The sequence below is a fragment of the Streptomyces altiplanensis genome, from assembly GCF_053591575.1.
Genome location: NZ_JBSFUB010000023.1, coordinates 13996 through 40938 on the forward strand (window position 1 = coordinate 13996; position 26943 = coordinate 40938).

General features: G+C 70.4%; 23 protein-coding genes and 2 pseudogenes. 12 read left to right on the plus strand and 13 right to left on the minus strand.

Going from position 1 to position 26943, the window contains the following annotated elements; all coding sequences use genetic code 11:
• Positions 1-185 precede the first annotated feature (185 nt).
• Positions 186-833, minus strand: a complete 648-nt coding sequence (locus ACWD0Y_RS13520; RefSeq protein WP_450260504.1) for a LysE family translocator — start codon at positions 831-833, stop codon at positions 186-188.
• A 218-nt stretch (positions 834-1051) separates the two neighbouring features.
• On the opposite strand from ACWD0Y_RS13520, the gene ACWD0Y_RS13525 reads away from it, so the two are divergent.
• The 3 genes from ACWD0Y_RS13525 (at position 1052) to ACWD0Y_RS13535 (ending at position 3762) form a co-directional block, all read left to right on the plus strand.
• Positions 1052-2440 (plus strand): aminotransferase-like domain-containing protein, encoded by a 1389-nt coding sequence (locus ACWD0Y_RS13525; protein ID WP_450260505.1) that lies wholly within the window; start codon positions 1052-1054, stop codon positions 2438-2440.
• A 220-nt stretch (positions 2441-2660) separates the two neighbouring features.
• Positions 2661-3089: a DUF1269 domain-containing protein gene (locus ACWD0Y_RS13530; protein ID WP_450260506.1), complete on the plus strand. Its 429-nt coding sequence runs from the start codon at positions 2661-2663 to the stop codon at positions 3087-3089.
• A gap of 46 nt (positions 3090-3135) precedes the next feature.
• Positions 3136-3762 carry a hypothetical protein gene (locus ACWD0Y_RS13535; protein ID WP_450260507.1) on the plus strand — a complete coding sequence of 209 codons (627 nt, stop codon included), beginning with the start codon at positions 3136-3138 and terminating at the stop codon, positions 3760-3762.
• Here the strand turns inward: ACWD0Y_RS13535 and ACWD0Y_RS13540 are convergent.
• Positions 3701-4099, minus strand: coding sequence for a hypothetical protein (locus ACWD0Y_RS13540; RefSeq protein WP_450260508.1), 399 nt, complete (start codon positions 4097-4099; stop codon positions 3701-3703). The two genes, ACWD0Y_RS13535 and ACWD0Y_RS13540, sit on opposite strands and share 62 nt — an antisense overlap.
• Positions 4100-4392: 293 nt before the next feature.
• Between ACWD0Y_RS13540 and ACWD0Y_RS13545 the strand changes: the two genes are divergently transcribed.
• From ACWD0Y_RS13545 to ACWD0Y_RS13575, 7 genes are all read left to right on the plus strand, one after another.
• Positions 4393-4629, plus strand: coding sequence for an XRE family transcriptional regulator (locus tag ACWD0Y_RS13545; protein ID WP_450260509.1), 237 nt, complete (start codon positions 4393-4395; stop codon positions 4627-4629).
• Positions 4630-5061: 432 nt separating this feature from the next.
• Positions 5062-6123: a YihY/virulence factor BrkB family protein gene (locus ACWD0Y_RS13550; RefSeq protein ID WP_450260510.1), complete on the plus strand. Its 1062-nt coding sequence runs from the start codon at positions 5062-5064 to the stop codon at positions 6121-6123.
• A 110-nt stretch (positions 6124-6233) separates the two neighbouring features.
• Complete coding sequence (locus tag ACWD0Y_RS13555) at positions 6234-6779, plus strand: phosphatase PAP2 family protein (RefSeq protein ID WP_450260511.1); 546 nt, start codon at positions 6234-6236, stop codon at positions 6777-6779.
• A gap of 96 nt (positions 6780-6875) precedes the next feature.
• Positions 6876-7139, plus strand: coding sequence for a DUF1508 domain-containing protein (locus ACWD0Y_RS13560; protein ID WP_450260512.1), 264 nt, complete (start codon positions 6876-6878; stop codon positions 7137-7139).
• Positions 7136-7561: a phage holin family protein gene (locus tag ACWD0Y_RS13565; RefSeq protein ID WP_450260513.1), complete on the plus strand. Its 426-nt coding sequence runs from the start codon at positions 7136-7138 to the stop codon at positions 7559-7561. Before ACWD0Y_RS13560 ends, ACWD0Y_RS13565 begins: the two co-directional genes overlap by 4 nt.
• Positions 7558-7989 carry a DUF3618 domain-containing protein gene (locus ACWD0Y_RS13570; RefSeq protein ID WP_450260514.1) on the plus strand — a complete coding sequence of 144 codons (432 nt, stop codon included), beginning with the start codon at positions 7558-7560 and terminating at the stop codon, positions 7987-7989. The genes ACWD0Y_RS13565 and ACWD0Y_RS13570 overlap by 4 nt, the downstream gene beginning before the upstream one ends.
• Complete coding sequence (locus tag ACWD0Y_RS13575; protein WP_450260515.1) at positions 7989-8255, plus strand: DUF4235 domain-containing protein; 267 nt, start codon at positions 7989-7991, stop codon at positions 8253-8255. The genes ACWD0Y_RS13570 and ACWD0Y_RS13575 overlap by 1 nt, the downstream gene beginning before the upstream one ends.
• Positions 8256-8446: 191 nt before the next feature.
• On the opposite strand, the pseudogene ACWD0Y_RS13580 reads toward ACWD0Y_RS13575, so the two are convergent.
• The 4 genes and pseudogenes from ACWD0Y_RS13580 to ACWD0Y_RS13595 all read right to left on the minus strand — a co-directional run.
• Positions 8447-8524: pseudogene (locus ACWD0Y_RS13580) on the minus strand (transposase); the annotation flags it as partial.
• Between the two features lie 4 nt (positions 8525-8528).
• Positions 8529-8771, minus strand: a pseudogene (locus ACWD0Y_RS13585) (helix-turn-helix domain-containing protein); the annotation flags it as partial.
• A gap of 126 nt (positions 8772-8897) precedes the next feature.
• Positions 8898-9476, minus strand: coding sequence for a hypothetical protein (locus ACWD0Y_RS13590; RefSeq protein WP_450260516.1), 579 nt, complete (start codon positions 9474-9476; stop codon positions 8898-8900).
• Positions 9477-9651: 175 nt separating this feature from the next.
• On the minus strand, positions 9652-12363 hold the full coding sequence (locus tag ACWD0Y_RS13595) for a cellulose binding domain-containing protein (RefSeq protein WP_450260517.1): 2712 nt from the start codon (positions 12361-12363) through the stop codon (positions 9652-9654).
• 577 nt (positions 12364-12940) lie between these two features.
• Here ACWD0Y_RS13595 and ACWD0Y_RS13600 point away from each other — a divergent pair.
• Both ACWD0Y_RS13600 and ACWD0Y_RS13605 read left to right on the plus strand, forming a co-directional pair.
• Positions 12941-14665: a glycoside hydrolase family 6 protein gene (locus tag ACWD0Y_RS13600; protein ID WP_450260518.1), complete on the plus strand. Its 1725-nt coding sequence runs from the start codon at positions 12941-12943 to the stop codon at positions 14663-14665.
• 225 nt (positions 14666-14890) lie between these two features.
• The gene (locus tag ACWD0Y_RS13605; protein WP_450260519.1) at positions 14891-15898 is read left to right on the plus strand and encodes a LacI family DNA-binding transcriptional regulator; all 1008 of its coding nucleotides are present in this window, start codon (positions 14891-14893) and stop codon (positions 15896-15898) included.
• Positions 15899-16014: 116 nt separating this feature from the next.
• Here the strand turns inward: ACWD0Y_RS13605 and ACWD0Y_RS13610 are convergent, their stop codons facing one another.
• From ACWD0Y_RS13610 to ACWD0Y_RS13640, 7 genes are all read right to left on the minus strand, one after another.
• Positions 16015-17973, minus strand: a complete 1959-nt coding sequence (locus ACWD0Y_RS13610; RefSeq protein ID WP_450260520.1) for a rhamnogalacturonan lyase — start codon at positions 17971-17973, stop codon at positions 16015-16017.
• A 107-nt stretch (positions 17974-18080) separates the two neighbouring features.
• Positions 18081-18785, minus strand: a complete 705-nt coding sequence (locus ACWD0Y_RS13615; protein ID WP_450260521.1) for a glycoside hydrolase family 12 protein — start codon at positions 18783-18785, stop codon at positions 18081-18083.
• Positions 18786-18889: 104 nt separating this feature from the next.
• Entirely contained in the window at positions 18890-20839 is a 1950-nt protein-coding gene (locus ACWD0Y_RS13620; RefSeq protein ID WP_450260522.1) for a beta-galactosidase, read from the minus strand.
• The gene (locus tag ACWD0Y_RS13625) at positions 20836-23046 is read right to left on the minus strand and encodes a 1,4-beta-glucanase (protein ID WP_450260523.1); all 2211 of its coding nucleotides are present in this window, start codon (positions 23044-23046) and stop codon (positions 20836-20838) included. The genes ACWD0Y_RS13620 and ACWD0Y_RS13625 overlap by 4 nt, the downstream gene beginning before the upstream one ends.
• Positions 23047-23187: 141 nt before the next feature.
• Positions 23188-24105 (minus strand): carbohydrate ABC transporter permease, encoded by a 918-nt coding sequence (locus tag ACWD0Y_RS13630; protein WP_450260524.1) that lies wholly within the window; start codon positions 24103-24105, stop codon positions 23188-23190.
• An 8-nt stretch (positions 24106-24113) separates the two neighbouring features.
• Positions 24114-25223, minus strand: coding sequence for an ABC transporter permease (locus tag ACWD0Y_RS13635; protein ID WP_450260525.1), 1110 nt, complete (start codon positions 25221-25223; stop codon positions 24114-24116).
• A gap of 29 nt (positions 25224-25252) precedes the next feature.
• Complete coding sequence (locus ACWD0Y_RS13640) at positions 25253-26932, minus strand: extracellular solute-binding protein (RefSeq protein ID WP_450260526.1); 1680 nt, start codon at positions 26930-26932, stop codon at positions 25253-25255.
• Between the last annotated feature and the right edge of the window lie 11 nt (positions 26933-26943).

Consider the following 26943-nt stretch of genomic DNA (forward strand, 5'->3'; position numbering starts at 1 on the left):
TCCCGCAGCCGGCCTCGGCGACAACGAGCGTCCCGCTCACCGAGCAGTTCTGGCTGCCGTTCCTTCCCGGTCCGTCGAACGCCCGGAGGTGGGGAACGGCGTGGCCAGGAAGACGGGCTTCCGCAGAGCGGTTCACGGCCGTTGCCGTCCACACGCCCCCGGTGCAAATCCCTGCTGGCTTACCGTCAGCTCGCCTTGGACGGACCCGAGGTGTCGACGGCCAGCGAGACGGCGAGCGCGCCCAGCACGGTGCCCATCATGTAGCGCTGCACCTTGAGCCAGGAGGGGCGGCGGGTGAGGAAGACGGCGATCGCGCCGGCCGCCAGGACGACGGCGAGGTTGACCGCGACGCTGACGACGATCTGGACCGAGCCGAGAACGATGCCTTGGAGAAGGACGTGGCCCTTGTCCAGGTCGATGAACTGGGGAATGAGTGAGAGGTACATGATGGCGATCTTCGGGTTGAGCAGGTTCGTCATCAGCCCCATCGTGAACAGCTTGCGCGGTGAGTCGTGCGGCACGTCCTGTGGGGTGAAAACGGAGACGCCACCCGGCTTGAGGGCGTTCCAGGCCAAGTAGGCGAGGTACGCGGCGCCCGCGAGCTTCACCGCGAAGTACAGCTCGGGTACGGCGGCGAAGGCGACCGACAGGCCCAGGTTCGCGGCGAGCAGGTACACCATGAAGCCGAGCGCCACACCGCCGAGGGAGATCATCCCGGCACGCCTGCCCTGGGTGATGCTGCGGGAGACCAGGTAGATCATGTTCGGTCCGGGGGTGAGCACCATGCCGAGGGCCACCGTCATCACGCCGAGGATCCCGCTCAGTTCAACCATGAAAACGCCTCATCCGGTGTTGTGCGGTGCCACCGTCCCCTGTCACACCTCGGCGGCCTGTCCGAACCCCTCCGCCACTTGCCGCGGTTCCTCGTCGGGGTGGCGCCGGGCAGCGTCCGACCGGTCCGCCGCCCCCTTCCGCAGGAATGAACCGAGTCTATTGCGAGCAATTACTCAATGCAATACACACATTGCTCTCGGTGCAATATGGTGGTTGGATGGGACGCCGGGACGAGAGCCACCTGGACAGCGGGAGAGCCGTGAGGAACTACCAGAGCGTCGCCGACACGGTGGCCGAGGAAATCGAAGCCGGCACCCTCCGGCCCGGCGACCGGCTCCCCCCGCAACGCGAGTTCGCGCGGCAGCACGGCATCGCCGGCTCCACCGCCACGCGCGTGTACCGGGAACTGGCCCGCCGGGGCCTGACGGTGGGTGAGGTGGGACGCGGCACCTTCGTCCGCGCGGCGCCCACGGAGCCCGCGGCCTCCGCCCCCGCGCTCACCGAACCCGCCGGCAGCCGTATCGACCTGGAGCTCAACTACCCGGTCGCACCCGGGCAGAACGAGCTCCTCGCCGAAGGACTCGGCGGGCTGCTGCGGCCCGATGCCCTCGGGTGCGCTCTGCGACCGGTCGGCGCGTCCGGCCTCCCGGCCGTCCAGGAGTCCGCCGCCGACGTACTCTCCTGCGGCGGCTGGCGCCCGGACCCGGCGCGGATCCTGTTCGCGGGCAACGGGCGGCAGGCGATCTCGGCCGTCGTCACCGCCCTGGTGCCGCCGGGCGCCCGGCTCGGCGTCGAGGAGCTCACCTACCCGGTCGTCAAGGCCGTCGCCGCCCGGCTCGGCATCACCCTCGTCCCGCTGGCCATGGACGGTGAGGGGCTGATCCCGGAGGCCGTCGAGGAGGCCCACGCCGCCGCCCCGCTGCACGCCGTCTACGTACAGCCGAGGCTGCACAACCCGCTGTCGCTCACCATGCCCGCCCGGCGCACCGAGCGGCTGGCCGACGTCCTGTTGAGACATGGGATTCCCGCGGTCGAGGACACCGTCTGGGCCTTCCTCCGCGATGAACTCCCGCCGCTGGCCGCATACGCCCCCGAGTGCACCGTCCTGATCGACAGCCTGTCCAAGCGCATCGCACCCGGTCTGACCCTCGGCTTCGTGGTGGCGCCCGACGCCTGGGCGAGCGACATCCTCTCCACTCTGCGGTCGGGCGGCTGGGCCCCCATGCGGTTCGCCCTGGAGGCCGCCCACCGCTGGCAGCAGGGCGGCACCGTGAAGGCGCTGGTGGAGGCCAAGCAACGGGAAGCGGTGGTACGGCAGGAGATCGCGGCCCGGCATCTCGCCGGATTCGCCGTGCAGAGCGATCCGCGCTCCTACCACTGCTGGTGGCAGCTGCCCCGCCCGTGGCGCGCGGAGACTTTCGTCGCCGCCGCGGCCCGGCACGGTATCGGCGTGGTGCCCGCCGCCGCGTTCACCGTCGGCCGCGGCCACGCCCCGAACGCCATCCGGCTGGGGCTCGCCTCACCGCAGCCCGACGTCCTCTCCCAGGCACTCGGCACGCTCGCCGGGCTCGCCCGGTCCTCGCCGGACGGCCTCGTCACCGATTGACGACCACCTGCGTGAACACGGCCGAGAAGTCCGGCAGTCCGGGGTACGGACCGTCGGCGCCACGGCCGTACGCAGGTACCGGTGCGGATCGCGACGAACCTCGCGCCGGGGCGGACGGCGTCCAGAGCCAGAACACCGACGTGATCGAGGGTGCCGTCCCGCCACCGGACGCGAGGATGGAGCCGGCCGCCCCGGCACCCGGCCCAAGGCATTCAAGGCAGTGCAGGAACTGCAGAACAACCTCGTCGTCCAACTCAACGGGCTCGCTGTCGTCTCGGTGGACGAAGACGGCGAGACTCATGTGGACACTCCCGCCAAGAGCGAGAAAGTGGCCAAGTCGGCCACTGCGGGTGCTCTGTGGGGCCTGGTCTTCGGGATGCTCATCCTCACGCCAGGTATCGGAGTGGTGGGCGCCGCGCTCGGTGGGCTCTTCGGCAAGCTGAGCCAAATGGGTGTCGACAACAGCTTCCGGGAAAAAGTCCAGTCTCTCCTCAAGCCCGGCTCCGCTGCCGTCGTGATCATGGCTTCGAAGATCACCGAGGACAAGTTCGCCGCTGCCATGCAGCCCTACGGCGGAACCGTCCTCAAGACGTCGCTCGCGGAACAGGACGAGAGAGAGCTTGCGGAGCAGCTCGCCGGCACTCAGTAGGACCCTGCCCGTGCCTGGACAGTCCCCTCGCGGAAGGAAAGACCTCGTGACCAGACGCACGAGAGGTCCGGCGAGCAAGCAGCGGCTCGCCGCGGTCACCCTGGTGCTGGTCACGACCACAGCTGGCGTGGCCACCCTCACTTCGTGCGGCGAGGGCGAGGGCGAGGGTGCGAGCAGTTCACCCTTCAGCCCACGCCCGACACCGCCTGACACGTCGTCCTTCACCGGCACGCCGCCGTCCGCCCTGGCCTCCGCGGAGGTTTCGGCCCGCGCCTCGGCGTCCGCTGCGGCCTCGTCGGCATCGGCTGCCGCCTCCGCCTTCGAGGCATCCGTCTCGGCCGAAACGGCCCGCGCCAACGCGGCGGCCGCTGCCGAGCTGAAGAAGGTGCCGGGCGGTGGCAACGCGAGAGCGGACGTCTCGCTGACCGGAAAACCGAAAGCTCAGACCGGCGGGATCCTCGCCGTGGTCGTCAACATCACCAACCGTTCCGACAAGCAGGCGTCGTATGCCGTCAAGGTCGACTTCACCGATCCCTCCGGCAAGGTGGTGGAGAGCAGGATCGTCGGCGCGCAGGATCTCGACCCCGGGGAGAAGGCTCAGCCCCTGGCCATCAGCCGGAAGCCCGTCGAGCCGGTGCTGACGCCCAGGATCGCCAAGGCTCAGCGGTACTGACGGGGGCTTCGAGCAACTGACCGGGGAACCGGTCACGTCTTTCATCGAGTTTCATCGAGGTTGAGCACATCGCGCGTTGCAGTGCCGGGGTCTCCGCAGCGGCGAGGCGGCGCTTGCGCCTGGGCAGGCCGAAGGCCGGGTGCGAGACGCCCCACAGCGAGATGCCGAGGAGGCCCGCCTTGATCCGCACGGCCTCCCGGCCGCCCATGCACTTCGGCTTCGCCCGCGCTCCGTCGTCGACCATCTGCAGGATTCCGTCCCGTCGGCCGAGGCTGATGTGATTGCCCGCGTAGGGCAGCTTGGCGTTCGCGGCCTTACGACCGGTCAGGCGTCCCACGATCACCTCCGTGGCCTGCCGGCCGGTGGAGCCCGCCGAAACGCAGGCCCGGCGCAGGTGGCTGCGGGCTCCGGCGGAGAGCTGGGCTGGCCGGCGACGTGGCCGCCCAGACCTGCGACGCGGCGGCCGTTTCTCCGTACCTGTATCAGACCCTTGCGAGACCGGCTCGGGGGTGGATCTCCCGGCGCGGCCCGGGGCCGGCGAGGTGGTCGCGGACGAAAACGGTGCGGGCCGCGCGGCCGAGTTCTTCGCGTGCGAGGACTGAGTACCTCTGCTGTGGGCAGGCGAGTGGAATGGCTGACCTCGGAGAGATCCTGCAAGTAACCATGCGCCGCCGTCGCCTGACCGTGCAGGCCCTCGCGGAGCGAACCGGAATCCGTACGCCACGGATCAGGGCGTTCGTGGAGGACGGGGCGAGCGGCCCCGTCCATCCCACTGAGCAGGAGCTGGCCGAACTCGCCGGCGCCCTGGGGCTGCCACTGCCCGACGTCCTTCACGCGGCCCGGGTTCTCGGCAAGGCCCTGGCCTGACACTGTTCTGGTGTTCATGGCAGTGATCGCGGTGCTGCTGCCGGCGCTCTTCCTCTGCTTGGTGCTTGTACTGGGCCGATACGAGGAACGCCTGTTCGCGCCCTTGCCCGCCCGACGGCACCGCCACTCCCGCAGGGCCCGGCACGCGCGACGATGAGACAGAAGCCCGCCGCCCTGCGCCGAGCCCCTGTCGCCGTGTTCTCGGGCCGGGTCCTGGCAGAGCGTCCGCGCCCGCCCGCAGCCGTGCAGGCCGCCGGACGTCACGAAGGCGCGTGGCTGTGCGGTCGGCGTCGGCGGTGAACTCGCTGTGCCGACAGGCCGACGCCGGAACACCCGCACGAGACTGCGTCCGTAGTCGCGAGGAGCGACGCCCGGAGCGGAGAACGAGGTTCAGGACCCGGTGTTTCCGGTTACCCGGGTGCCATGGCATCAATGTGGCAGCGAAAGCATGACGATACCCGGCACCGGCGGACGGACCATGGAACGGAGCCGGATTCCGGTACCGGCTCGGAGCCCGGTCCGGACCCGCAGGTGGAGCGCGACGCACCGGACCAACCGACCGAGATGCGAACGAAGTCGTGGTGGGCGGTGCTCAAGCGGACGGTGGCGGAGTTCCAGGACGACGAGCTGGCCGACCGCGCCGCGGCGCTGACCTACTACGGGGTACTGGCACTTTTCCCCGCTCTGCTGGTACTGGTCTCCCTGCTGGGCATCGCCGGTGAATCAGCGACCAAGAGCATCCTGGACAACCTCAAGCAGATGACCCCCGGCTCGGCGCGGGACATCATCTCCAGCGCGGTCACCCAACTGCAGGGCAACGGCGGCACCGGATCCGTCCTGGCGATCGTCGGCCTGCTGGGTGCGCTGTGGTCGGCGTCCGGCTATGTGGCCGCGTTCATCCGCTCCTCCAACGCCGTCTACGACATGCCGGAGGGCCGGCCGGTGTGGAAGGTACTGCCGGTGCGGGTGGGCGTCACCTTGGTGCTGATGGTCATGGCGTGCGTCAGCGCGCTCATCGTGGTGTTCACCGGCGGACTCGCCCAGCACGTGGGCACGGCACTGGGCATAGGAGACTCCGCGCTGACGGTGTGGTCGATCGCCAAGTGGCCCGTACTGGTCCTCCTCGTCACCATCATGATCGCGATCCTTTACTGGGCCTCCCCCAACGTCAGGGGCCGCGGCTTCGCGTGGGTCACCCCCGGCAGCTTCCTCGCCCTGGTCATCTGGATGATCGCCTCGGCGGGCTTCGCCCTGTACGTGGCGAACTTCGGTTCGTACAACAAGACGTACGGCACCCTCGCCGGAGTGATCATCTTCCTGGTGTGGCTGTGGATCACGAACCTGGCGGTCCTCCTCGGCCTCGAGTTCGACGCGGAGATGGCTCGCGAGCGCGCCATCATCGGCGGCCACCCCGAACACGAGGAGCCGTACGTCCAGCCCCGCGACACCCGCGCATGGACCGACGACGACCGCAGGGAAATGGCCGGCAGCTAGCCCGGCTCCGCCGGGCCCCGGCACGCGCCGCTCGGACTGGCGCAGGAACACGGACTGGCGCAGGAACACGGACTGGCGTAGGAACACGGATGGCGGGGAAGCAGATGATCATGCGTCTACTTCATGACTTCCAGGGCCTCGACCGGCAGCTGACCCGCCGAGCCGCCTCCTGGGATTCGCCCTGGGTCCGGCAAGTGCTGCCGACGGTGGAGTCCGCAGCGGAGAAAACGAAACTCTGGTGGGGCACCGCCCTGGTCATGGCCGCCACGGGCGGGCACACCGAGCGCAAAGCCGCAGCGGCGGGCCTGGCCGGCATGCTCACCGCGCAGCTGATCGGCAACGCGGGGTGCAAGCAGCTGTACGAGCGGCGCAGACCTCCCGTGGAGATCATTCCGCACGACGACGCCGAGGACCGGCCGGACAGCTCCTCCTTCCCCTCCGGACACACCGCGGCCGCCGTGGGCTTCACCGCCACGGTGGCCCTCGTCTCCCCGTGGTGGGGAGCGGCCGCCTCGGTCCCCGCCGCGATGGTGGCCGTGGAGCGTGTCCACAGCGGAGCGCACTACCCCAGCGACGTCGCGGTCGGCGCCGCCATCGGACTGACCAGTGCCTGGCTGGTCCACCGCGCACCTCGGCTGCTCCGCAGGCTGCTGTAACCCCTGTACGGGCTGCCGGCCGCCCGCATGGCCGGACAGAGCTCGGGTACGCGGCGAAGAACGCCCCGTACCGATACGAACGGAGAGTCAGGTGTCATGGCGGCACGCTTTGAGGTACGGCACCGGCCCGGCAAGGGCTGCCACTTCGCACTGATCCTCACCAGCGAGTACTACGAAACCCACCGCGTCCGCCCGAACGGCATCGACTCCGCCAAACGCAACGCCGACGCGCCCGTCCACGACGTCACCCCCCGGCGTCGGCAAAGGAAGCCGACACCGGGGGCGCGGCCGCCGGCAGTCATGCCGGGTCACGTCTACGGCGTGTCCCGGCTGAGCATGGAAAGGCAGGTAGGACGATGAGCACGTCCATGGACCCCCCGCCGCGTCAGAGTTTCGAGGCCGAGGCGCCGGTGAGTGAGCTGGTCAAGCAGGCGTCGGAGCAGGTCTCCCAGCTGATGCGGCAGGAACTGCGCCTCGCGCAGGCCGAGATGCAGCAGAAGGGCAAACGGTTCGGGGTCGGAGGCGGCCTGCTCGGCGGAGCCGGCGCGGTCGGCTTCCTCGCCCTCCAGGCTCTTGTCGCCACCGCGATCGTGGCACTGAGCCTGATGTGGCCGCTGTGGGTCTCCGCGTTGACCGTGACCGCGGTCCTGGCGGTACTGGCCGCGGTGCTCGCCGCCGTGGGCAAGAAACAGATCAGCCAGGCGAGCCCGCCCGCCCCTGAGCTGGCCATCGACGGCGTCAAGGCCGACGTCGCTGAGATCAAGGAGAAAGCGCACCGATGACCGTCAACCCGCAGGACAACGGCTCCACGCCCACCCCCGAAGAGCTCCGCGAGCAGGTGGAAGGAACCCGCGAGAAGCTCGGTCAGACCGTCGAAGCACTGGCCGCCAAGGCCGATGTCAAAGCCCAGGCACAAGAGAAGGCGGCACAGGTCAGGAGCCAGGTGCAGGACAAGGCCGCTCAGGCACTGCAGCTGGCGCAGGACAAGACTCCCGAGCCGGTCCGTGAGAAGGCCGCACAGGCCAAGGAGCAGATCGCGCAGGCAGCGGCCGCCGTGGCAGACAAGTTTCAGGAGAAGGCCCCGGACCCGGTCCTGGAGAAGGCGTATCAGGCAGCGGAGAGCACACGCGGCAACCGTGGCCTGCTCATCACCGGAGTCGCCGCGCTCGCCGTGCTCGTCCTCGTGCGCCGTAAGAGGAGCGGACGCTGATGAAAGCGTCCAAGATCGCCTACAAGCCCGTCGGCATGGTGCTCGGCGCCGTCGGTGGCCTCGTGGCCGGCGCCGTCTTCAAACAGGCATGGAAAGTCATCGGTCATGACGAAGACGCCCCGGACGCCACCGACGAGGACCGCGGCTGGCGGGAGGTCCTGCTCGCCGCCACCGCCCAGGGCGCGATCTTCGCCGCCGTGAAAGCGGCCGTCGACCGCGGCGGCGCCACCGCGGTGCGACGCCTGACCGGCACCTGGCCCGGCTGACCCGTCCTCACGAAAGCCACCAGCACCGCAGGAACAGCCCCCGGTTGCTCCTGAGCACGCCTGGGCGCCGGCGGACCGGTCTGCCGGCGCCCAGGCGCACAAGACCGACCGATGTCCTGGACCGTCCCGGTGCGCGTGGCGATTACCGGCCAGGGCCGGTGTCTGCGTTTGCGGTCGGAGACGCGGCCGACGATGCCTTCGTCGCGTACTGCGGTCGCGTCATGCATGCGTCCAGGTCGCACTGCATCGGTCCATGACGTGCGGCCCCGGTGGTCACGGGCCGTCCCCGTTCGAGGACGCGCGGAGCACCGAGGCGCCCACGGGGGTGAGAGTGTGCAGCACCGTCGTGGCGTGCCGGCTGCTGATGATGAGCCCGGCGTCACGCAGTGCGGTGGCGTGCCGGCTGGCGGACGCCGCGGAAACCCCTGCCGCTCGGGCGATCTCCCCCGTCGTCGCCCCGGTGGCAGCCGCGTACAGGGCTGCCGCCCGGGTCCGCCCGAGGAGCGTCGTCAGGGGTACGGACGGATCGCCGGCGAGCCGGTGGCCCGGAGCACGGGCCCGGCTTCCGTGGACCGTACGGAAGCCGGGCCCGTGCAGGTGCGTGGTCCGAGGCCGCCGGCGCGGGGCGGCCCGGAACCCGTCTCACATGTGCCGGCCCATCGCCGGCATCGGCGGCATCATCCTGTGCAGCATGCCCTGGTGCTGCTGCGAGGGGCGCTGCTGTTCCCCGTGCAGGGCGTTGAGGATCAGCAGGCCGCCGGTCGTCGCGGGCACCGCCCACTGCATCCACGCCAGGTGGCGCTTGGCCTTCTCCAGGTCGACGGGGTGCTTGGCCGCCTTCTCGGTGTCCTCGGGGTCCGAGGAGGACGCGAGTTCCACCTTCTTGCCGAGCAGCCGGGCGTACGCGGTGGCGGCCAGTGCCCCACCGGTGAGAACCGTCTTGGCCAGGGTGGAGGCCGCCACACCCTGCTGGGTCGCGACGCGGGCGGCGTTGGCCGCCAGCAGGCCGCTGCTGCCCACCAGGTGGACCGCGATGGCGGCGGCGTTGACCGGCGTCCATTTCGCCCAGCCGCTACTGGCGATCCGCGCGCCGGCGGCCTCGGTTCCGCCCTCGGACACGGCGGCGCCGTTCAGTCCTACGGCTCCCATCAGCGAACCGCCGAACCACGCGGCCAGACCCAGATCGTGCAGACTGCGCAGGACGGTGTTGCGTTCCGACATCTGAAGGCTCCCTGGGGCAGAAGGTCTCGACGGCGCCTGTCCGCGACATCCCGATCACGCTCACACACCGCACGGGTCATCGCCACAGCAGTAGTGCGAACGGACGAACCTTCGGCGGGCACACCGGGGGGCGGGTGCGTACACACACGCGCCCCCCGGCCCTGTCGGAGCGGTGTCAGCCGGTGGTGCAGGCCTTGCCCCCCTGGGTGAATGCCGCGGGTCCGTCATTGGCCCCCGACCAGCTGCCGGTGAACCCGAAGCCGACCGACGCGCCGGGTGGCACCTTCGCGTTCCAGCCCAGGTTCTTCACCGTCACCGCCGCGCCCTCCTGTGCGTACGAGGCGTTCCACAGCTGGGTGACTTTCTGGCCGTTCGGGAAGGACCAGCCCAGCGACCAGCCGTCCCAGGCCGTGCTGCCGCTGTTGGTGAGGGTCGCCTCGGCCTGGAAGCCGCCGGACCACTGGTTCGTGATCCTGTAGGTGACGGAGCAGGTGCCCGGGCCCGGAGGGTCGCCCGGGTCACCGGGACCGCCGGGACCGCCGGGACCGCCGGAGTCCGCCGTGTCGCCGTACAGGATGCCGCGGCCGTTGGTCCCCACGTACACCCGTCCGTAGACCCGGGGGTCACCGGTGACGGCCGCGCCGGTCCACCCCCACTGGTGGGCGTCGTCATTGATACGGGTCCAGCTCGCTCCGGCGTCCGTGGAGCGGAAGATGCCGCGTACGCCGCCGATCTTCGCGCTGGTGTAGAGGGTCTGGTACGAGGCGCCCGGCGCGGCCTTGCCGAAACCGATCGTGTCGGCCTCGGTCACGCCGGTCAGCCTGGTGAAGGTGGCCCCGCCGTCCGTCGAGTGCCACAGCCCGTACGCGCCCCCGGCCGATCCGCCGGCCAGCCAGATGTCGCCCTTGGCGCCCGGCACCGCCTTGAAACGGACGCTGCCGTCCGTGGGCAGTCCGCTGGACGCCTTCGCCGTGAAGGTCGCACCGCCGTCCGAACTGGCGTAGAAAGTGCCGGACTTGAAGCCGTAGAAGGTCTTCGGGTCGACACGGTCGGACTCCACGACCGCGTCCGCCGGCAGACCGGTGGACGCGGTCCAGGAGGAGCCGGATCCGGTCTGCACCCCCGCGCCCTGCGGGCTCCACACGAACCGGCCGCCGTCGGCGGACACCGCGACCGTGCCGCCGCCGGTCACGCCGGCCGGGTCGCTTCCCGCCTGCCAGGTGGCGCCGTTGTCCCGGGAGAAGGAGACGTGCGGGCCCGCTTCGGCGTTGCCCACCCGTACCACCGTGTCCGGCTCGGACTCGGCGAAGTCCAGACTGGTCGTGGTGGAGAAGTTCGGCGACTGGTACATCAGCGCCGGCACCTTGGTGACGTCGGTGTGGCGGAAGCCGCCGATGTCCCCCAGCGCGCTCAGCAGCGGCGCCCCGGACGGCGGCGCGGCGAGGTCGTTGACCGCGGTCTCCTCCAGGCCCCGCACCATCGGCTCTACGGTGAACTTGCCGCCGGTGTCCCACGCGCCGAGGTTCTCGGTTCCGTAGACCGTCGCGCCCGTCCCGTACATCATGCGGTCCGAGTCGAACGGGTCGATCTCCAGGGCCTCGGTCATCCACCCCAGCTTCGGACTCTGTTCGGGCGGCGCGGGATGCGCGCCCCAGGACAGCCACGGCACGGACGAGACGTCCATCGTGTAGCGGTTGGCGCGCTCGGGATACGAGGAGTAGGACCAGGCCGTCGTCCAGGTGGCGCCCCGGTCCGTGGAGCGGAAGATCTGCGTGTCCGGCCACCAGGAGCTGTAGCCGGTCACCATGACGGTGCCCGGGCGCTGCCGGTCGATGCTCAGTCCGCTGAAGCCGTAGTGCGTGTCGGCCTCGGCGACCGGGCTGATGTCCTTCCACTCCCCGGTCTTCGTCGCGTACCGCCAGACCTGGCCCTTGCCGCCGTCGTACGGTCCGCCCGTGTCGCTGTAGGGGAGGTAGAGGTAGCCGTTCTCGGCGTCGAGGACGCCCTTGTGGGCGAGCAGACCGGTGGGCTGGCCCGCGAGCCGCGACCAGGTCGCGCCCGCGTCGGTCGAGCGGTAGACCGTGTTCTCCTTGTCGGCGACGCCCACGTAGACCGTCCTGGTGGCGCTGCCCGGCGATCCGGTGGACTCGTCGAAGGTGACCCAGACGATGCCCTGGTTGTCGGAGGCGTACCCGCTCGTGTCGGACGGGTCCTGCCGGTAGTTGCCGGGGTTGGGGAAGGCGGTCACCTGCGACCACGTGACGCCCGAGTCCGTGGAGCGCCACAGGCCCTTGCCGCTGGGCGCGCCGAGGTAGAGCACGCTGTTCTTGTGCGGGTCCACCGCGAGGCGCTCGCCCATGCCGCGCCCCGGCATGTTGCCGCCCAGCTTGAACGGCAGGCCGGTCTTCTTCCAGCTCGCGCCCCGGTCGGAGGAGCGCAGTACGGCGCCGTTGCCCGGGTCCCAGTCGTTGGTGTACGTGCCCACGGCCGCGTAGACCTTGCTCGGCTCGACGGCGTCGGAGGCGATGCTGACGACGCCGGTGTGCCCCCAGTCCTCCCAGCCCACCGAGTCCAGGAGCGGTGTCCACGTCCGGGTGTCCTGCTGCCAGCGGTAGGCGCCGCCGATGTCGGTGCGGGCGTAGGCCAGGTTCTTCTCGGTGCGGTTGAAGACGATGCCGGGAACGAAGCCGCCGCCGTCGATCCGCACGTTCTTCCAGGTGTAGGTGTCCGCGGCCACCGCCGCGGCCGGCCTGTCCGCGGCGGCCCGGCCTGCCGGTTCGGCAAAGCCCGGTGGCGCGCCGGCGAGGAGGCCGCCGGTCAGGGCCGGCAGGGCGAGCAGGACGGAGAGCAGGCGCGCTCTGCCCGGCCGTGGCACAGGGGATCGCATGGGGGGTGTCCCTTCAGTGGTGCCGGTGGGGCCCGGAACCGGTGATGACGTGGAGACGGGTGCGACTCCGCCGACCGGAGTGGAGTTCGGTCTTGCCGTGCTGCTCACTCCGTCGGCGGAACAACAAGCTGCGAACCAGTGGGAGCGCTCCCAGAGTGGAGAGGGGAAGCGAGAGGGGTCAAGGGGCTTGAAGAGTCGAACTAATTCGACAGATGAATACGTGAACTCCTCTGTTGCTTGACGGAACTTGCCGCTAGCTTCAAAACACCAGTGGGAGCGGTTCCATCAGTCGACGCGTCTGTGACGGCGTGTCAGAGCTGTAAGGAGTCGCTCATGTGACGCCCCCCGCATTCACCCGCACCGCTTGTCGGTGCCGCCCTCGCCCCGCCTTCGGTGGCGAGCCGGAACACGATGCTCACGCCTGTCGCCGCGCCGTGGCCCGATGTGCACGGACCGGCGTACCCCGGTTGGCCCCGAACGCCTGGAAACCCTCCTTCGGGCCGCCGCTGATCGGCAGATGTGACGGCACACCGATGCGCCGTCAGGACCTCGGACGACTCGACAGACAGGACCCGAGATGAACCGCACAAGAATCGCGTTACTCGCCGCGCTCGCGCTGGTGTCCGGGACGGCCGGAACCGCCATGGCGACGATGCCCACGGACACGGGCGCGGGCGCGTCCGCCGTCCCCTGCACCGTCGACTACAAGGTGCAGAACCAGTGGGGCGGCGGGTTCAGCGCCGCCGTCACCGTCACCAACCACGGCTCCGCCAAGAACGGGTGGGCCGTGAAGTGGTCGTACGCCGGCGACCAGAAGGTCACCCAGGGGTGGAACGCCAGGATCAGCCAGAGCGGCGCCCAGGTCACCGCCGCCAATGAGGGCTACAACGCCTCGCTCGCCACGGGCGGCTCGGTCAGCTTCGGCTTCAACGCCACCCACAGCGGAACCAACGCCCTGCCCGCCGCCTTCACCCTCGACGGCGTCACCTGCAACGTCGACGGAGGCGGCCCCGGCCCCGGCCCCGACCCCACGGACCCGCCCGTGCCGGGCACCCGGGTGGACAACCCGTATGCCGGTGCCAAGGGGTACGTGAACCCGGAGTGGGCCGCGAAGGCCGCCGCCGAACCGGGCGGCGCCGCCGTGGCCGGCCAGCCCACCGGCGTCTGGCTCGACCGGACCGCCGCGATCGAGGGCGTGGGCACCGGCATGGGCCTGCGCGACCACCTCGACGAGGCGCTCAAGCAGAAGGGCACCGGCGAACTCTACGTACAGCTCGTCATCTACAACCTGCCGGGACGTGACTGCGCCGCCCTCGCCTCCAACGGCGAACTCGGCGCGACGGAGATCGACAAGTACAAGAGCGACTACATCGACCCGATCGCGGCGATCCTCGCCGACCCGAAGTACGCCTCGCTGCGGATCGTCACCACCGTCGAGATCGACTCGCTGCCCAACCTCGTCACCAACGTCACGCCGCGCCCCACCGCCACGCCGAACTGCGACGTCATGAAGGCCAACGGCAACTACATCAAGGGGGTCGGCTACGCCCTCAACAAGCTCGGAAACGCACCCAACGTCTACAACTACGTCGACGCCGGACACCACGGCTGGCTCGGCTGGGACGACAACTTCGGTGCCTCCGCCGACCTGTTCAAGCAGGCGGCCACGGCCGAGGGCGCCACGGTCGGCGACGTCCACGGGTTCATCGTCAACACCGCCAACTACAGCGCCCTGAAGGAGAACAACTTCACCATCGACGACAGCGTCAACGGTGTCTCGGTCCGCCAGTCCAAGTGGGTCGACTGGAACCGCTACACCGATGAGCTCTCCTACGCGCAGGCCATGCGCAACAAGCTCGTCTCGATCGGCTTCGACACCAAGCTCGGCATGCTGATCGACACCTCGCGCAACGGCTGGGGCGGCAGCGCCCGTCCCGCCCAGCCGGGGCCGAAGACCACCGTCGACACCTATGTGGACGGTGGCCGCTACGACCGCCGCATCCACCTCGGCAACTGGTGCAACCAGGCGGGTGCCGGGCTCGGCGAGCGTCCGCAGGCCGCGCCCGCCGCGGGGATCGACGCGTACGTCTGGATGAAGCCCCCGGGTGAGTCCGACGGCGCCAGCAAGGCGATCCCCAACGACGAGGGGAAGGGCTTCGACCGGATGTGCGACCCGACGTACACCGGCAACCCCCGGAACAACCACAACATGTCGGGTGCCCTGCCCGACGCTCCGCTGTCCGGCCAGTGGTTCTCCGCCCAGTTCCAGCAGCTCCTGAAGAACGCCCATCCGGCACTGTAACGTCCGGAGCACCGGTGCGGCGTCCCTCCCGGGGGCGCCGCACCACCGTGCCTCCGTCCCCCGTGCGCCCTGGACGGGAGGACAATAAGTCGAAGCGCTTCGACTCACCCTCTGGACAGCTCTGAAGTGCCCCTCTAAGGTCGGAACCAGTATCTGTCACTGACACTGCGGCAGCCGGAGGCGAAGCGTTTCGCCACCCCGGCCGCCATGTTCGGGAGATGTCGAATGGTCACCCTCGCCGAGGTCGCCCGCCACGCCGGAGTCTCGGCCAGCACGGTGAGTTACGTCCTCAGCGGCAAGCGCTCGATCTCCTCCGCGACGCGCCTGCGTGTCGAGCGCAGCATCCAGGATCTCGGCTACCACCCCAATGCGGGCGCCCGGGCCCTGGCGAGCAGCAAGTCCAACATCATCGCGCTGATGATGCCGCTGCGCACCGACATGTACGTACCCGTGATGATGGAGATCGCCGTCGCCGTCGCCACGACCGCGCGCACCCACGGGTACGACGTGCTGCTGCTGACCGGCGAGGAGGGGGCGCCCGCCGTACGCCGGGTCACCGGCAGCGGGATGGCGGACGCCATGATCCTGATGGACGTCGAGCTCGACGACGACCGGCTGCCGCTGCTGCGCGAGAGCGGGCAGCCCGCCGTGCTCATCGGTCTGCCCGCCGAAACTGTCGGGCTGACCTGCGTGGACCTCGACTTCGTGGCGACGGGTGCGCTCTGCGCCGAGCACCTGGCCGGCCTCGGCCACCGCGACATCGCGGTGATCGGCGAGGCGCCCGCCGTCTACGAGCGGCACACCGGCTTCGCCGAGCGCACCCTCGAAGGGCTGCGCGCCCGCGCCCGCGAGCTGGACCTGCGTCTGCTGCACCGCCCCAGCGACGGCGGGTACGACGCGATGGCCGCGACCCTCGCCCGGATCTTCGACGAGCGGCCCCGCACCACCGGCTTCGTCGTGCAGAACGAGTCGGCCGTCGAGCCACTGCTCGCCCTGTTGCGCCGGCAGGGCCGGGCGGTCCCCGAGGACGTGTCCGTGGTCGCCGTCTGCCCGGACCCGGTCGCGGTCCATGCCTCCGTACGGCTGACGTCGGTGGCCATCCCGGCCCAGGAGATGGGGCGGCGGGCGGTGGAGCACGTCGTCGCCAAGCTGAACGGGCACGGCACGGACGGCATCGAACTGCTCGCCCCGGAACTGACGGTGCGGGCCAGCACGGGGCCCGCCCCCGCCTGACCCGCGCCGACCCCTGACCCGCACCCCGCCTGATCTGCACCCGCCTGGCCTGCACCGGCCCGGCCCGGCCCGGCCCGGCCCGTACCGTGGGTCCGGTCAGTTCCGGGCTTCCTCCCTCACTTGGTGCCGAGGTAGTAGCTCACCTGCGGCGGCTGGTTGTAGCCGGTGTTCTGCCATGCCACACCGAGCCGGTAGACCGGGTCGCTCATGAGCGTCGGCAGGCGGTACTCGGTGGGGTGCGGGGTGGTGTACAGCCGCAGCGCGGTGGAGTCGGCGTTGCGCCACAGCATCTCCTCGCGCCAGTCGCCGAGGAGGTCGGCGCTCAGCGAGGGGTTGCCCTTGGTCCAGTTGTTGGACCGGGCGTCCTGGTCGTACCAGATGCGGGTGAGCTCACTGTCGCCGTCGTACTTCAGCACCTGGCCGTAACCGGAGCCCGCCGAACCCGACCAGCGGTGGTCGAGGAGCTCGCGGTGGGCATCGCCGTCCCACCAGATCGCGGAGTTGTACGAGGCGCCGCCGCCGAAGGCCGGGACCGTGTCGCTGATCCTGGTGCCGTCGGCGGCGTGGAGCCCGCCGCCGCTGGACCAGCACTCGGCCCCGGCGTGGCCGCGTGTCAGGTCCGCGCAGATGCCGCGGCCGACGTCGGTTCCGGTTCTGCCGCCCCACAGGACCGCGCCGGTCTTCGCGTCGTGCATCTCGTAGCCGTACGCGGAGCCCGTGTGCTCGTGCACGTTGAAGGACTCCAGACCGGGACGGGCCGGATCCAGGTCGCCGACGTGCAGCGCGTCACCGTGACCCAGCCTGGTCGTCCACAGCCCGTGGCCGTTGTCGTCGACGGCCATGGCGCCGTAGACGATCTCGTCCCTGCCGTCCGCGTCCACGTCGGCGACCGCGAGATTGTGATTGCCCTGCTGGTCGTAACCCTTGCCCGCGTTGGTGGAGCTGTTGCTGTCGAACTTCCAGCGGCGGGTGAGGCCGGTGCCGTTCCAGTCGTACGCCGCCAGCGCGACGCGCTCGTAGATGCCGCGGCTGAAGATCATGCTGGGCCTGGAGCCGCTGACGTACGCGGTGGCGGACAGCAGCCGCCCTTCCCTGTTGCCCCAGGTGTCGCCCCAGTCGGAGACGGCGCCCCGCGCGGGCTCGAAGGGGACCGAGTCCATGACTCTGCCGGTCCGCCCGTCGAAGACCGACAGGAACTCGGGGCCGCTCAGCACCGCGCAGTCGGCGGCCAGGTGCGAGGCCCTCGCGTCGCCTATGACGGTGCCGGCGGAATCCTTCGACCCGTCGGACGTCCGGAGCGCCATCTCGGCCCTGCCGTCACCGTCGTAGTCGTACACCTGGAACGAGTCGTAGTGCGAACCACTGCGCACGTTCGTCCCGAGGTTCACGCGCCACAGCCGCCTGCCGCTCAGCTCGTACGCGTCGTAGACCGTCGGGCCCGTGCAGGTACCGGAGTTGGCCACGTCGGTGGCGTTGGACGGCGCCCACTTCAGGACCAGCTCGTAGGCGCCGTCGCCGTCCAGGTCCGCCGTGGAGGCGTCGTTGGCGGCGTAGGTGTAGGCGACGCCGTCGCGGGTCGTGCCGCCCGGCGGCTTGTCGAGGGGGATGTCGAGACGGCCGGAGGCCCATACGCCGGCCTTCTCGCCCGGCTGCTCCACACCGCCGACGACGGCCCGGAGTTCGTACGAGGAGCCGGTGCTCCCGGCCGTGTCGAGGTAGTTGGTCTTCTGGGTCTGCTGGATCAGCGTCCCGCCGCGGTACAGCTTGAAGGACACGTCCTCCGTGTCGCTGCCGAGCATGCGCCAGGTGACCAGGACGCCTCCGCTCGCGGGTACGGCGACGGGCCCGCGGCCGAGCTTCTCGGCCACGCGCGCGGCGGCCAGGGCGGTGGTGGCCTTGTTGGCGGGCCGGGACATCTCTCCGGCGGCACCGGCGGCACCGGCGGCACCGGCCGCTCCGGCGGACTGGCTGACGGTCAGGGCGCCGGCGGTCGCGACGAGCGCGGTGGCGAGCAGTCCCGCGGTCTTCATGACGCCTCGGCGGCGCCGGCGGGCGAGGCGGGCGGATCCGGGCATGGAGTCGTCCTCGTGGTGTGGGGGGAGGGGGGAGGAGATGCGCAGCCGGGCCGCCGCGGCCTTCGGGAAGGCTGCCGCGGCGACCCGGTGCCCGCGGGGCGCGGGGATCAGCTGGAGGAGACCGTCAGGTTGTTGGTCCGGAAGTCCAGACCGCCCGGCGAGCCGCTGATCTCGTAACCGAACTGGACGTCACCGATGGTCTCGTTGCCCATCCAGCGCTTGGTGTCCTTGATCCACTTCAGGACGGGCAGGATGTTCACGGTGCCGGAGGCGGAGTCGGAGGTGCGGAGGAAGGAGAAGACCTCGTTGGCACCGTTGTTGCCCTTGTAGGTGTCCCAGGTGTGGCCGCCGAGGGTCACGGTTCCCTGGTACGAGCCGAGGGCGCCGACGTTGCCGTTGTGGTTGACCCAGAGCATGATCTCGTAGTCGTAGTCGGTGTCCCAGATGTCGTACGACGTGTTGTAGTCGCCCGACGACGGGACGGTGACGTTGTAGCTGCTGGAGAGCGAGGACAGGGCGGTGATCGACTTGCCGATCACCTTCTTGGAGTTGGGGTAGGACTTGATGCCACTGGTGGCCGGGTGGTCGGCCCAGACCCCCCATGTGGTGCCGGAGTTGGCCCACACGCACTGGCTGCCGGCGCCGGATCCCCAGATGTTGTTGTAGAGCGTGTAGCCGTTCAGGCTCGTGTTGCCCCACTTGTCGCAGGTGTTCCAGACGGCGGCGTGGGCGGGGGCCGACGCGAGGCCGACCAGGCCGGTGAGGGCCAGTGCGGGGGCGAGAAGGGCTGTGACGAGCGTGCGACGTGCCATGGGTGTTCCTTTCCATGGGGGTGGGGGGACGCGCTACCGCGTGGTCAGGGGGACCGCGCGGGGGTTCGGGGATGTGTGAGAGGTGGCGGGGAGGAGGGGGAGGGTTACGGGCGGAGCACCGCCACGCCGTAACGGGCCAGCACCAGCGAGCCCTCGATCGAGGCGCCGCTGAGCAGGTCGTCGTGGCTGCCGGGCAGGCTCACCGTCACCGGCTCGCGCCCGTGGTTCAGCAGGAAGAGGAGTTCGCCGCGGCGTACGGCCTCCACCCCGGCGGGGAGACCGGTGAGCGGAGGCCGTACGCCGGCTTCCCGGGTGACGCGCGCGAGCAGTTCACGCAGCGCCTCCGGCTCGGGGAGGGTGGAGACGTACTGCGCGCGGCCCTTGCGCAGGACGGCCGGCAGACCGTCGAGTTCGCCACCCTTGTAGCGGACGAGTGTCTCGGCGTCCGCCGCGGCTTCCAGTTCCTCGGACCACAGCGTGCCCCGGAAGCCCTCGCACTCCACCGTCTCGTCCGCGTCCAGCGGCCACCACTCGTGGACCGTGCGGATGCCGAAGAGCTCCCTCAGGCGCGGATCCATGCCACCGGGGCGGATGCGGTCGTCCTCGTCGGCGGCTCCCGTGTGGAAGCCGCACACGAGGGTGCCGCCGTCGCGCACGTACGCCAGGAGGTTGTCGATCGCGGCGTCGGTGAGGAGGTAGAGGTGCGGGACGACGACCACGGCGTACCCGCCCAGCGCGCCCTCGGGGCGGGCGAAGTCGGTCGCGACGCCCTCCTCCCACAGGGCGCGGTGCCAGGCCCGCACGACCTGCGGGTACTCGACGTGGACCGAGGGGCGGCCCTCCTGCTGGTCGGCCCACCAGGACTCCCAGTCGTGCAGGATCGCCACCTGGGAGGGGGAGTGGGTGCCGGTGACCGCGGGGGCCAGCCGGGCGAGCTCGGCACCGAGGCGGCCGACCTCCCGGAACGTACGGCCGTGCTCGCCCGCGTGGCTGACCATCCCGGAGTGGTACTTCTCCGAGCCCTGCCGGGACTGCCGCCACTGGAAGTAACAGACGGCGTCCGCTCCGCGGGCCACGGACTGGAGGGAGAGCAGGCGGTTCAGGCCGGGCGGCTTGGGGTGGTTGACGCCGCGCCAGTTGACCGGGCCCGCCGCCTGCTCCATCACCATCCAGGGACCGCCCGCCTGGGAGCGGGTCATGTCGCCGATCATGGCGTTGTACTGGCCCGCCCACGGGTCCTTGGGGTCCGGGTAGATGTCGACCGAGACGATGTCCTCGTGGCGGGACCACTCCCAGGCGTCCTGACCCGTCCAGAACGGCATGAAGTTGGTGGTGACCGGGATGTGCGGGGTGTGGCGGGCGACGATGTCGCGCTCGGCGAGGTAGCACTCCAGGAGCGCGTCGGACGTGAAGCGCTTGAAGTCGAGCACCTGGGCCGGGTTCTTCATGTACTGCGCGCGGCGGGGCGGGAGGATCTCCTCCCAGGAGTCGTAGCGCTGGCTCCAGAAGGCGGTGCCCCAGGCCTCGTTGAGGGCGTCCGTCGAGGTGTACTTGGCGCGCAGCCAGTCGCGGAAGGCGCGGGCCGCCTCGTCGCCCCAGTCGTGGGTGCAGTACTCGTTGTTGATGTGCCACATGGTGAGCGCCGGGTGACTGCCGTAGCGGGCGGCGAGGTCTTCGGTGATGGCGGCCGCGTACCGCCGGTAGACGAGACTGGAGTGGGAGAACTGCTGGCGGGAACCCCACCAGACGGTCCGGCCGTCCTCGTCGCGCGGCAGCGTCTCGGGGTGCAGCTTGCCCATCCACGGCGGCGGGGAGGCGGTGGGGGTCGCGAGGACCACTCCGATGCCGTTCTCGTGCATCAGGTCCATCAGGCGGTCCAGCCAGCCGAACTCGCGCGCCCCGGGGCGCGGTTCGATCTTCGCCCAGGAGAAGACGCCGAGGGTGACGGAGTTGACGCCCGCCTGCTTCATGAGGCGTACGTCGTCGGACCAGACCTCCTCGGGCCACTGCTCGGGGTTGTAGTCGCCGCCGAAGAGCAGCCGGCCGTTGATCACTTGGGGTCTCCGTACTGGATGCCGCGGCCGTTGGTGCCGAGGTAGACGCGGCCGTGGATTCTGGGGTCGCCGGTGATGGTCTCGCCGGTCCAGCCCCACTGGTGGGCGTCGTCGTTGATGCGGATCCAGGTCTTCGCCCCGTCGTCGGAGCGGTAGACGGCGGTGAGGGCGTCCACGGACCCGACCTGGTAGACCGCCGGGTACGGGGCGCCGTGGGCGGCCCTGCCGAAGCCGAGGTTGTACGAGGCCCGGCAGCTGGTGACCCGGGTGAAGGACGCGCCGCCGTCCGCCGACCGGTACAGGCCGTTCTCCTTGGCGGACAGCCACAGGTCGCCGCTGCGCCCGGGGGCGGCCACGATCTTGAACTGGGCGTCGCCGGACGGCAGTCCGGTCGCCCGGGCGGTGAAGGTGCGGCCGCTGTCCGTACTGGCGTACAGGGTTCCCGCGTCGGAGTCGTACGCGTAGAAGAGCGCCGGGCGGACCGGGTCGGCGACCGGTGCGGCGCCCTTCGGGAAGGAAGGGACCTCGGACCAGGTGGCGCCGTTGTCGGCGGAGCGGTGCGCGGGGTGCCTGGTTCCGTCCCAGTGGACGAAGGACCACAGCAGGGTCTTCCCGTCGGCGCTCACGGCGATCGGCCCCGGCGCGCTGGTGGCGAGGTCCGGCTGGGCCGCGAAGGGCGCCCAGGTCCGGCCGCCGTCGCGGGAGTACGCGCCGTTGCCGTGGTCGCCCCAGCCGGCCCGCACCACGTACGAGGGCCTGAGCGCGGCCTGGGCGAGCCCGGTGGCCGACCCCATGACGGGGTTCGACGCCATGCCGCGCGAGGGGGAGGCCGTCAGCCGCTCGTGGTACATCACGCCGAGGTCCCCGAGCCCGCTGATCAGATGCGCCTCACCGGCCGGGGGCGAGATCAGCTGGCGGACGGCGGCCTCCTCCAGGCCCCGGATCTGCGGTGCCCAGTGGACGAGGTCGCGGGTGCCGAAGAGGGTCGCGCCCGTGCCGTACACGATGTGCTTCGAGTCGTACGGGTCGATGGCGACGGTCTGGATCCACCAGCCGAACTTGGGCTTGTCCTCACCCCACTTCAGGTAGGGGGTCTCGGAGACGTCGAGGACGGCGGTGTCCTTGAGGGAGGTCCAGGACTTCCCGCCGTCGGTGGAGCGGAAGAGGGTGTCGACCTCCGACCAGCGGTTGTTGGTCGACACGACGACCGTGCCGGAGCGGCGCGCGTCCACGGCGAGACCGCCGTAGCCGAAGGCGCCGCCCTCCCGCACCGGGGTGACGTCCGTCCACCGGCCGGTCACGGTGTTCAGCTTGTGGACCGAGCCGCCGGTCTGGTTGTTGGGCCCGGGGCTGTCGGCGTACGTGACGTACAGGGCGCGGGTGCCGGTGTCGTACGCGGCGTGGATCGGCACCTTGGCGTTCTCGCCGGCCGGCTGCCCGGGTACGGCCTCCCAGCCCGCGCCGGTCCTCCGGTACAGGTTCGCCGCGCCGCCGTCGCCCCAGCCGGCGTACACGGCCCGTCCCGCGGCGGCGAGGAAGGTGATGCCCTGGCCGGAGGCGGACGGCGTGGCCGGGAAGTCCGCCGCGGCCCAGGTGGCGCCGCGGTCCGTCGACCTGAGCAGGCCGTCGTGGCGGGTGCCCAGCCACAGGGTGTCGCCCGCGCCCGGATCGACGAGCAGGCGCTCACCGGTGCCGCGGCCGTCCTCGTTGGCGCCGAGCTTGACCGTCAGGTCGGCGCGGGACCACGTGGCGCCCCTGTCGTCCGAGCGGAGTACCGCGCCGTATTCGCTCCAGGGCTGGGAGTACGTGCCGAGGGCGAGGTAGAGGCGGTCGGGACGGGCGGGGTCGACGGCGATCGCCTCGACGCCCAGCAGGTTCCAGTCGTCCCAGCCGAGGTGGTCGGTCAGCGGGGTCCAGGTACCGGTGGTGTCGGACCACCGGTACGCGCCGCCGATGTCCGTACGGGCGTAGGCCAGCCCCTTCACCCGGGGGTGGAAGAGCACACCGGTGATGAAGCCGGTGCCGCCGATGACGGCGTTGCGCCAGCGGTACGGCCGGGTGCCGGCGGCCGCGCCGGCGGGGGCGGGGCCCGGGGCGGACGCGGCGTGGGCGGCGCCCGGGGCGGCGGGCAGCGCGGCGAGCGCGGCCGCGGCCGAGGCACCGGCGAGCAGGGAACGTCTGCTGGGCGTACGCGGCGATTCCGGCATGGTGGTCTCCTTCTTGCGGGCAGGAGGGGGAGAGAGGGGACGCGAGTGGTGGGTGCCGCCGCGCGCGGGCGGTTCAGGTGCGCTCGCGCGCGGCGGCGGTCCGGAGTCCCGGCCTCGGGAGCCGGGAGCGGGGCAGGGCCGTCAGCCCTTGATCGCGCCGGTGAGCATGCCTTGCTTGAAGTGCTTCTGCACGAAGGGCGAGAGCACCGCGACCGGCACGAGGGCCAGCACCATCACCGCCATCTGGATGGCGAGCGGCGACAGCTGCCCGGTGTTGATGACCTGCGCCAGGCCGGTGGGCCGGGTCTGCTTGATGACCAGCTGCTGCATGATGTTCTGGAGCGGCAGCATGTCGGGGTCGCTGATGTAGATCGAGGCGTTGAACCACGCGCTCCAGTAGCCGACCGCGTAGAAGAGCGTGATCACCGCGACCACCGCCCGCGAGAGCGGCATGACGATCTGCCAGAGGATACGGAGGTCTCCGGCTCCGTCGATGCGGGCGCTCTCGATGAGTTCCTGCGCGGTGCTCATGAAGAACGCGCGCAGCACCAGGATGTTGAAGACGTTGAGAGCACTCGGCAGGATCAGCGACAGATAGGTGTCGGTGAGCCCCAGGCCCTGCACCACCAGGTAGGTGGGGATCAGTCCGGCGCCGAAGAACATCGTGGCGATCAGGAACACGAGGATCGGCCGGTGCAGCACGGACCCGGTGCGCGAGAGGCCGAAGGCGCAGAGCACGGACACCGTCATGCTGAAGAGCGTGCCGATGACGGTGACGCCGACGCTGACCAGCGCGGCGCGGGTGACCTGGCCACCGCTCAGCAGCTCCTGGTAGGCGATGAAGGTGATGTCCCGGGGGATCACCACCAGGCCGCCGGTCTCGGTGATCGTCTTCGCCGAGGACAGGCTGGTGACGATCACCACCCAGACCGGGAAGAGCACGCCCAGGCAGACCAGGACCAGCGTCACCCCCTTGGTGGCGAGCCCCGCCCGGCTGGGTTCCTCCTCCCACGCCGGGCGCAGCCGGCCGCGTACGAAGCGGCCCTGTGTGGTTCCCATGAGCGCGCTCATCGCTTGTACACCCCCTGCTCGCCCATCAGGTGGGCGGCCTTGTTGGCTCCGAGCACCAGCAGGAGGCCGAAGACGCCCTTGATGATCCCGACGGCGGCCGCGTAGCTGAAGTTGCCGTTCTGAATACCGATGTTCCAGACGTAGGTGTCCAGGACTTCGGCGGCGGTCGGCCCGACCGCGGTGCGCTGGAGGAGGATCTGCTCGAAGCCGACCGTGAGCGCGTTGCCGACCTGGAGCACCAGGAGCAGCGCCACGACCGGACGCAGGGCGGGCAGGGTGATGTGCCACATCCGCCGCCAGCGGCCGGCGCCGTCCATCGCGGCGGCTTCGTACAGGTCCGGGCTGACGGCGGCCAGCGCGGCGAGGAAGACGATGACCCCCCAGCCCGCGTCCTTCCAGACCATCTCGAAGGTGATCAGGAACTTGAACAGACCCGGGTCGGTCATGAGGTCGAACCCGCTGTGGCCGTGGTCGCGCAGCGTCTGCGCCACCAGGCCCGCCCCGCCGAACATCTGCTGGAAGATCGTGACGACCAGGACCCAGGAGAAGAAGTGCGGCAGGTAGAGGATCGCCTGGGCGACCGCCCGCACCCGGGGGCGTACAAAGCTGTTGATGAACAGCGCGAGCAGGATCGGGACCGGGAAGAACAGCGTCAGCTGGATCAGGAAGATCGCGAGGGTGTTCCTGAGCGACTGCCAGAACAGCCGGTCCTCGACCATGTGGCGGAAGTGTTCGATTCCCACCCACGGGCTCTGCGCGATCGCCTGGAACGCGTTGTCCGCGATGTACGGGTCGTAGTCCTGGAAGGCCACGACATTGCCGATCAGCGGCACGTAGTTGAAGACCAGCAGCAGCAGGAGGGCCGGCACGACCATCAGCAGCAGGGCGCGGTCCCGCCGCAGCCGGTGCCGCAGCGTGATGCCGTTCGCTGTCCTGCCGGAGCCGGGGCGTTCCTCCTCGGTGCCTGCCCGCTCCCCGCTCCGGCCGGTTTCCTCTCCCTCGTCAGGTGGCGGCTGCCGCGTGTCGCCGCGGTCCGCCCGGGTCACCCCCGTGGTGCTCTCCCCGGGGGCGACCCCCGGGTCTTTGGCCGAAGTGCTGTGGGCCATCGTGTCTCCTCGGTGCCGCGCGGCGCTGGTCAGGTGGCCGAGCTGCCCGTCTCGTCGAGCAGCTTCATGTACCAGTCGCGCAGCTCGTCGCCGCCGCCGGACTTCCAGTCGGAGACCGCCCGCTGCATGTCACCGATCTTCTTGCGGCCGCGCACGATGTCCTTCTCCAGGTCCTCGAACTGGCTGTTGAGCTCGGTGTACCGGTTGGGCTCCTGGATCTGCATGCCGTAGAAGAGCGGCTTCTTGAGGTACGCCCCCATGCGCTGCTGCCACCCGGTCATGCCCTTGACCACGTCGGGCTGGTCGGGGTAGGCGAGGAAGGGAGCGGAGGAAGCGATGTACTCGTACGTCCCGAAGACCTCGTTGTTGCCCTTGCCGTTCTTGGTGAGCACCCCGTTCTCGAGGGTGTGGTGGACACCCTCGACACCGAACTGCCGCAGCCGCTGCTCCTTGGAGCCGTACGGCGCGGCGGTGAAGTTGGCGAGCGCGAGGACGTCGCGGACCGTCTTCTCGTCGGCCTTCTCGTTGATGAAGCACCACATGTTGGAGGGCGCGGCCGCGTAGAGGGTGGGCTTGCCGCCGTCGTGGGCGAAGTAGTCCATCGCCGCCATGGCGAACTTCTTGTTCTCCACGCGCTGGACCGCGGTCTTCCCGTACCAGTCGGACAGGTCGGCGTTGTACATCAGGACCTTGCCGCCGGCGAAGAGGTTGCCGATGTCGCCGCTCTCGGACTTGGCGTCCGGATGCACGAAGCCGGCCGAGTACAGCGACCGCGACCAGTCCAGGGCTTCCAGGAACTCGGGGGTCTCGTAGCGGTTGACCAGCTTGCCGTCGACGAGCTGCCAGTAGTGCGGCTTCTCGGGCAGTACGCCGAAGAAGACGTAGGCCGCCCAGGTCATGTCACCGCAGGCCCAGACCTTGCTCTTCGGGGCGTTGAGCTCCTTGCAGAGGTCGTAGAACTCCTTGGTGGACTTCGGCGCGGTGAGCCCCTTCTGGTCGAAGAGGTCGGCGCGGTAGAACGCCGCGATGTTGGGGGTGTCGGCCCCCGGCATCGGCAGCCCGCGCAGCTTGCCGCCGAAGACCGACCGCCGCCAGGCCGGGGTGGGGATCGCGGCGAGGTTCGGGTACTCCTTGACCTTGTCGCCCGACAGGTACGGGCCCAGGTCGGCGAACTTGTTGCTGACGGCGCTGGGGATCTTCCCCATCAGCTCCCAGCCGGGGATGACGACCGCGTCCGGTATGGAGCTGGAGGCGAGGACCGCGCCCAGCTTCTGGCCGTAGGTGGCGCCGTCCTGGTTCTGCCACTTGACGCGGACACCGGCCCCTTCGTCCATCGCCGTCCAGTACGGATTGCCCGCCTGGGGGGACGTGCCGTAGATCGGCGACATGATGGTGAGTTCGCTGCCCCTGCCGAGCTTCTTCGGGACCGACACGACGAGCTTGTCGGCGGGCAGCGCGGTGGTGAAGCCGGCCGCGGAACCGTTCCTGCTGGGGAAGTCCGGGGTGACCAGGGACGTCGCCGCGTAGGAGGGGAGCAGGTCCTTCAGTTTCTTCCCCGTTGTCGTGCCCTCGTTCTTCGACCCGCCGCCGCCCCCGCAGGCGGTGAGCAGCGGCATGCCGCCGGCCACCGCCACCGCGGCGACCGCGGTGGACGAGAGGAGGCTTCTCCGGCTCAGGGCAGAGCGGGAGGATGGGAAGTTCGGCGTCATTGCGTCAACCC

Excerpts from the sequence above, each read along its gene's own strand:
- ACWD0Y_RS13520 (WP_450260504.1), bottom strand. The coding sequence starts at position 833 with ATGGTTGAACTGAGCGGGATCCTCGGCGTGATGACGGTGGCCCTCGGC.
- ACWD0Y_RS13525 (WP_450260505.1), top strand. The coding sequence starts at position 1,052 with ATGGGACGCCGGGACGAGAGCCACCTGGACAGCGGGAGAGCCGTGAGG.
- ACWD0Y_RS13545 (WP_450260509.1), top strand. The coding sequence starts at position 4,393 with ATGGCTGACCTCGGAGAGATCCTGCAAGTAACCATGCGCCGCCGTCGC.
- ACWD0Y_RS13550 (WP_450260510.1), top strand. The coding sequence starts at position 5,062 with ATGTGGCAGCGAAAGCATGACGATACCCGGCACCGGCGGACGGACCAT.
- ACWD0Y_RS13555 (WP_450260511.1), top strand. The coding sequence starts at position 6,234 with ATGCGTCTACTTCATGACTTCCAGGGCCTCGACCGGCAGCTGACCCGC.
- ACWD0Y_RS13560 (WP_450260512.1), top strand. The coding sequence starts at position 6,876 with ATGGCGGCACGCTTTGAGGTACGGCACCGGCCCGGCAAGGGCTGCCAC.
- ACWD0Y_RS13565 (WP_450260513.1), top strand. The coding sequence starts at position 7,136 with ATGAGCACGTCCATGGACCCCCCGCCGCGTCAGAGTTTCGAGGCCGAG.
- ACWD0Y_RS13570 (WP_450260514.1), top strand. The coding sequence starts at position 7,558 with ATGACCGTCAACCCGCAGGACAACGGCTCCACGCCCACCCCCGAAGAG.
- ACWD0Y_RS13575 (WP_450260515.1), top strand. The coding sequence starts at position 7,989 with ATGAAAGCGTCCAAGATCGCCTACAAGCCCGTCGGCATGGTGCTCGGC.
- ACWD0Y_RS13590 (WP_450260516.1), bottom strand. The coding sequence starts at position 9,476 with ATGTCGGAACGCAACACCGTCCTGCGCAGTCTGCACGATCTGGGTCTG.
- ACWD0Y_RS13595 (WP_450260517.1), bottom strand. The coding sequence starts at position 12,363 with ATGCGATCCCCTGTGCCACGGCCGGGCAGAGCGCGCCTGCTCTCCGTC.
- ACWD0Y_RS13600 (WP_450260518.1), top strand. The coding sequence starts at position 12,941 with ATGAACCGCACAAGAATCGCGTTACTCGCCGCGCTCGCGCTGGTGTCC.
- ACWD0Y_RS13605 (WP_450260519.1), top strand. The coding sequence starts at position 14,891 with ATGGTCACCCTCGCCGAGGTCGCCCGCCACGCCGGAGTCTCGGCCAGC.
- ACWD0Y_RS13610 (WP_450260520.1), bottom strand. The coding sequence starts at position 17,973 with ATGCCCGGATCCGCCCGCCTCGCCCGCCGGCGCCGCCGAGGCGTCATG.
- ACWD0Y_RS13615 (WP_450260521.1), bottom strand. The coding sequence starts at position 18,785 with ATGGCACGTCGCACGCTCGTCACAGCCCTTCTCGCCCCCGCACTGGCC.
- ACWD0Y_RS13625 (WP_450260523.1), bottom strand. The coding sequence starts at position 23,046 with ATGCCGGAATCGCCGCGTACGCCCAGCAGACGTTCCCTGCTCGCCGGT.
- ACWD0Y_RS13630 (WP_450260524.1), bottom strand. The coding sequence starts at position 24,105 with ATGGGAACCACACAGGGCCGCTTCGTACGCGGCCGGCTGCGCCCGGCG.
- ACWD0Y_RS13635 (WP_450260525.1), bottom strand. The coding sequence starts at position 25,223 with ATGGCCCACAGCACTTCGGCCAAAGACCCGGGGGTCGCCCCCGGGGAG.
- ACWD0Y_RS13640 (WP_450260526.1), bottom strand. The coding sequence starts at position 26,932 with ATGACGCCGAACTTCCCATCCTCCCGCTCTGCCCTGAGCCGGAGAAGC.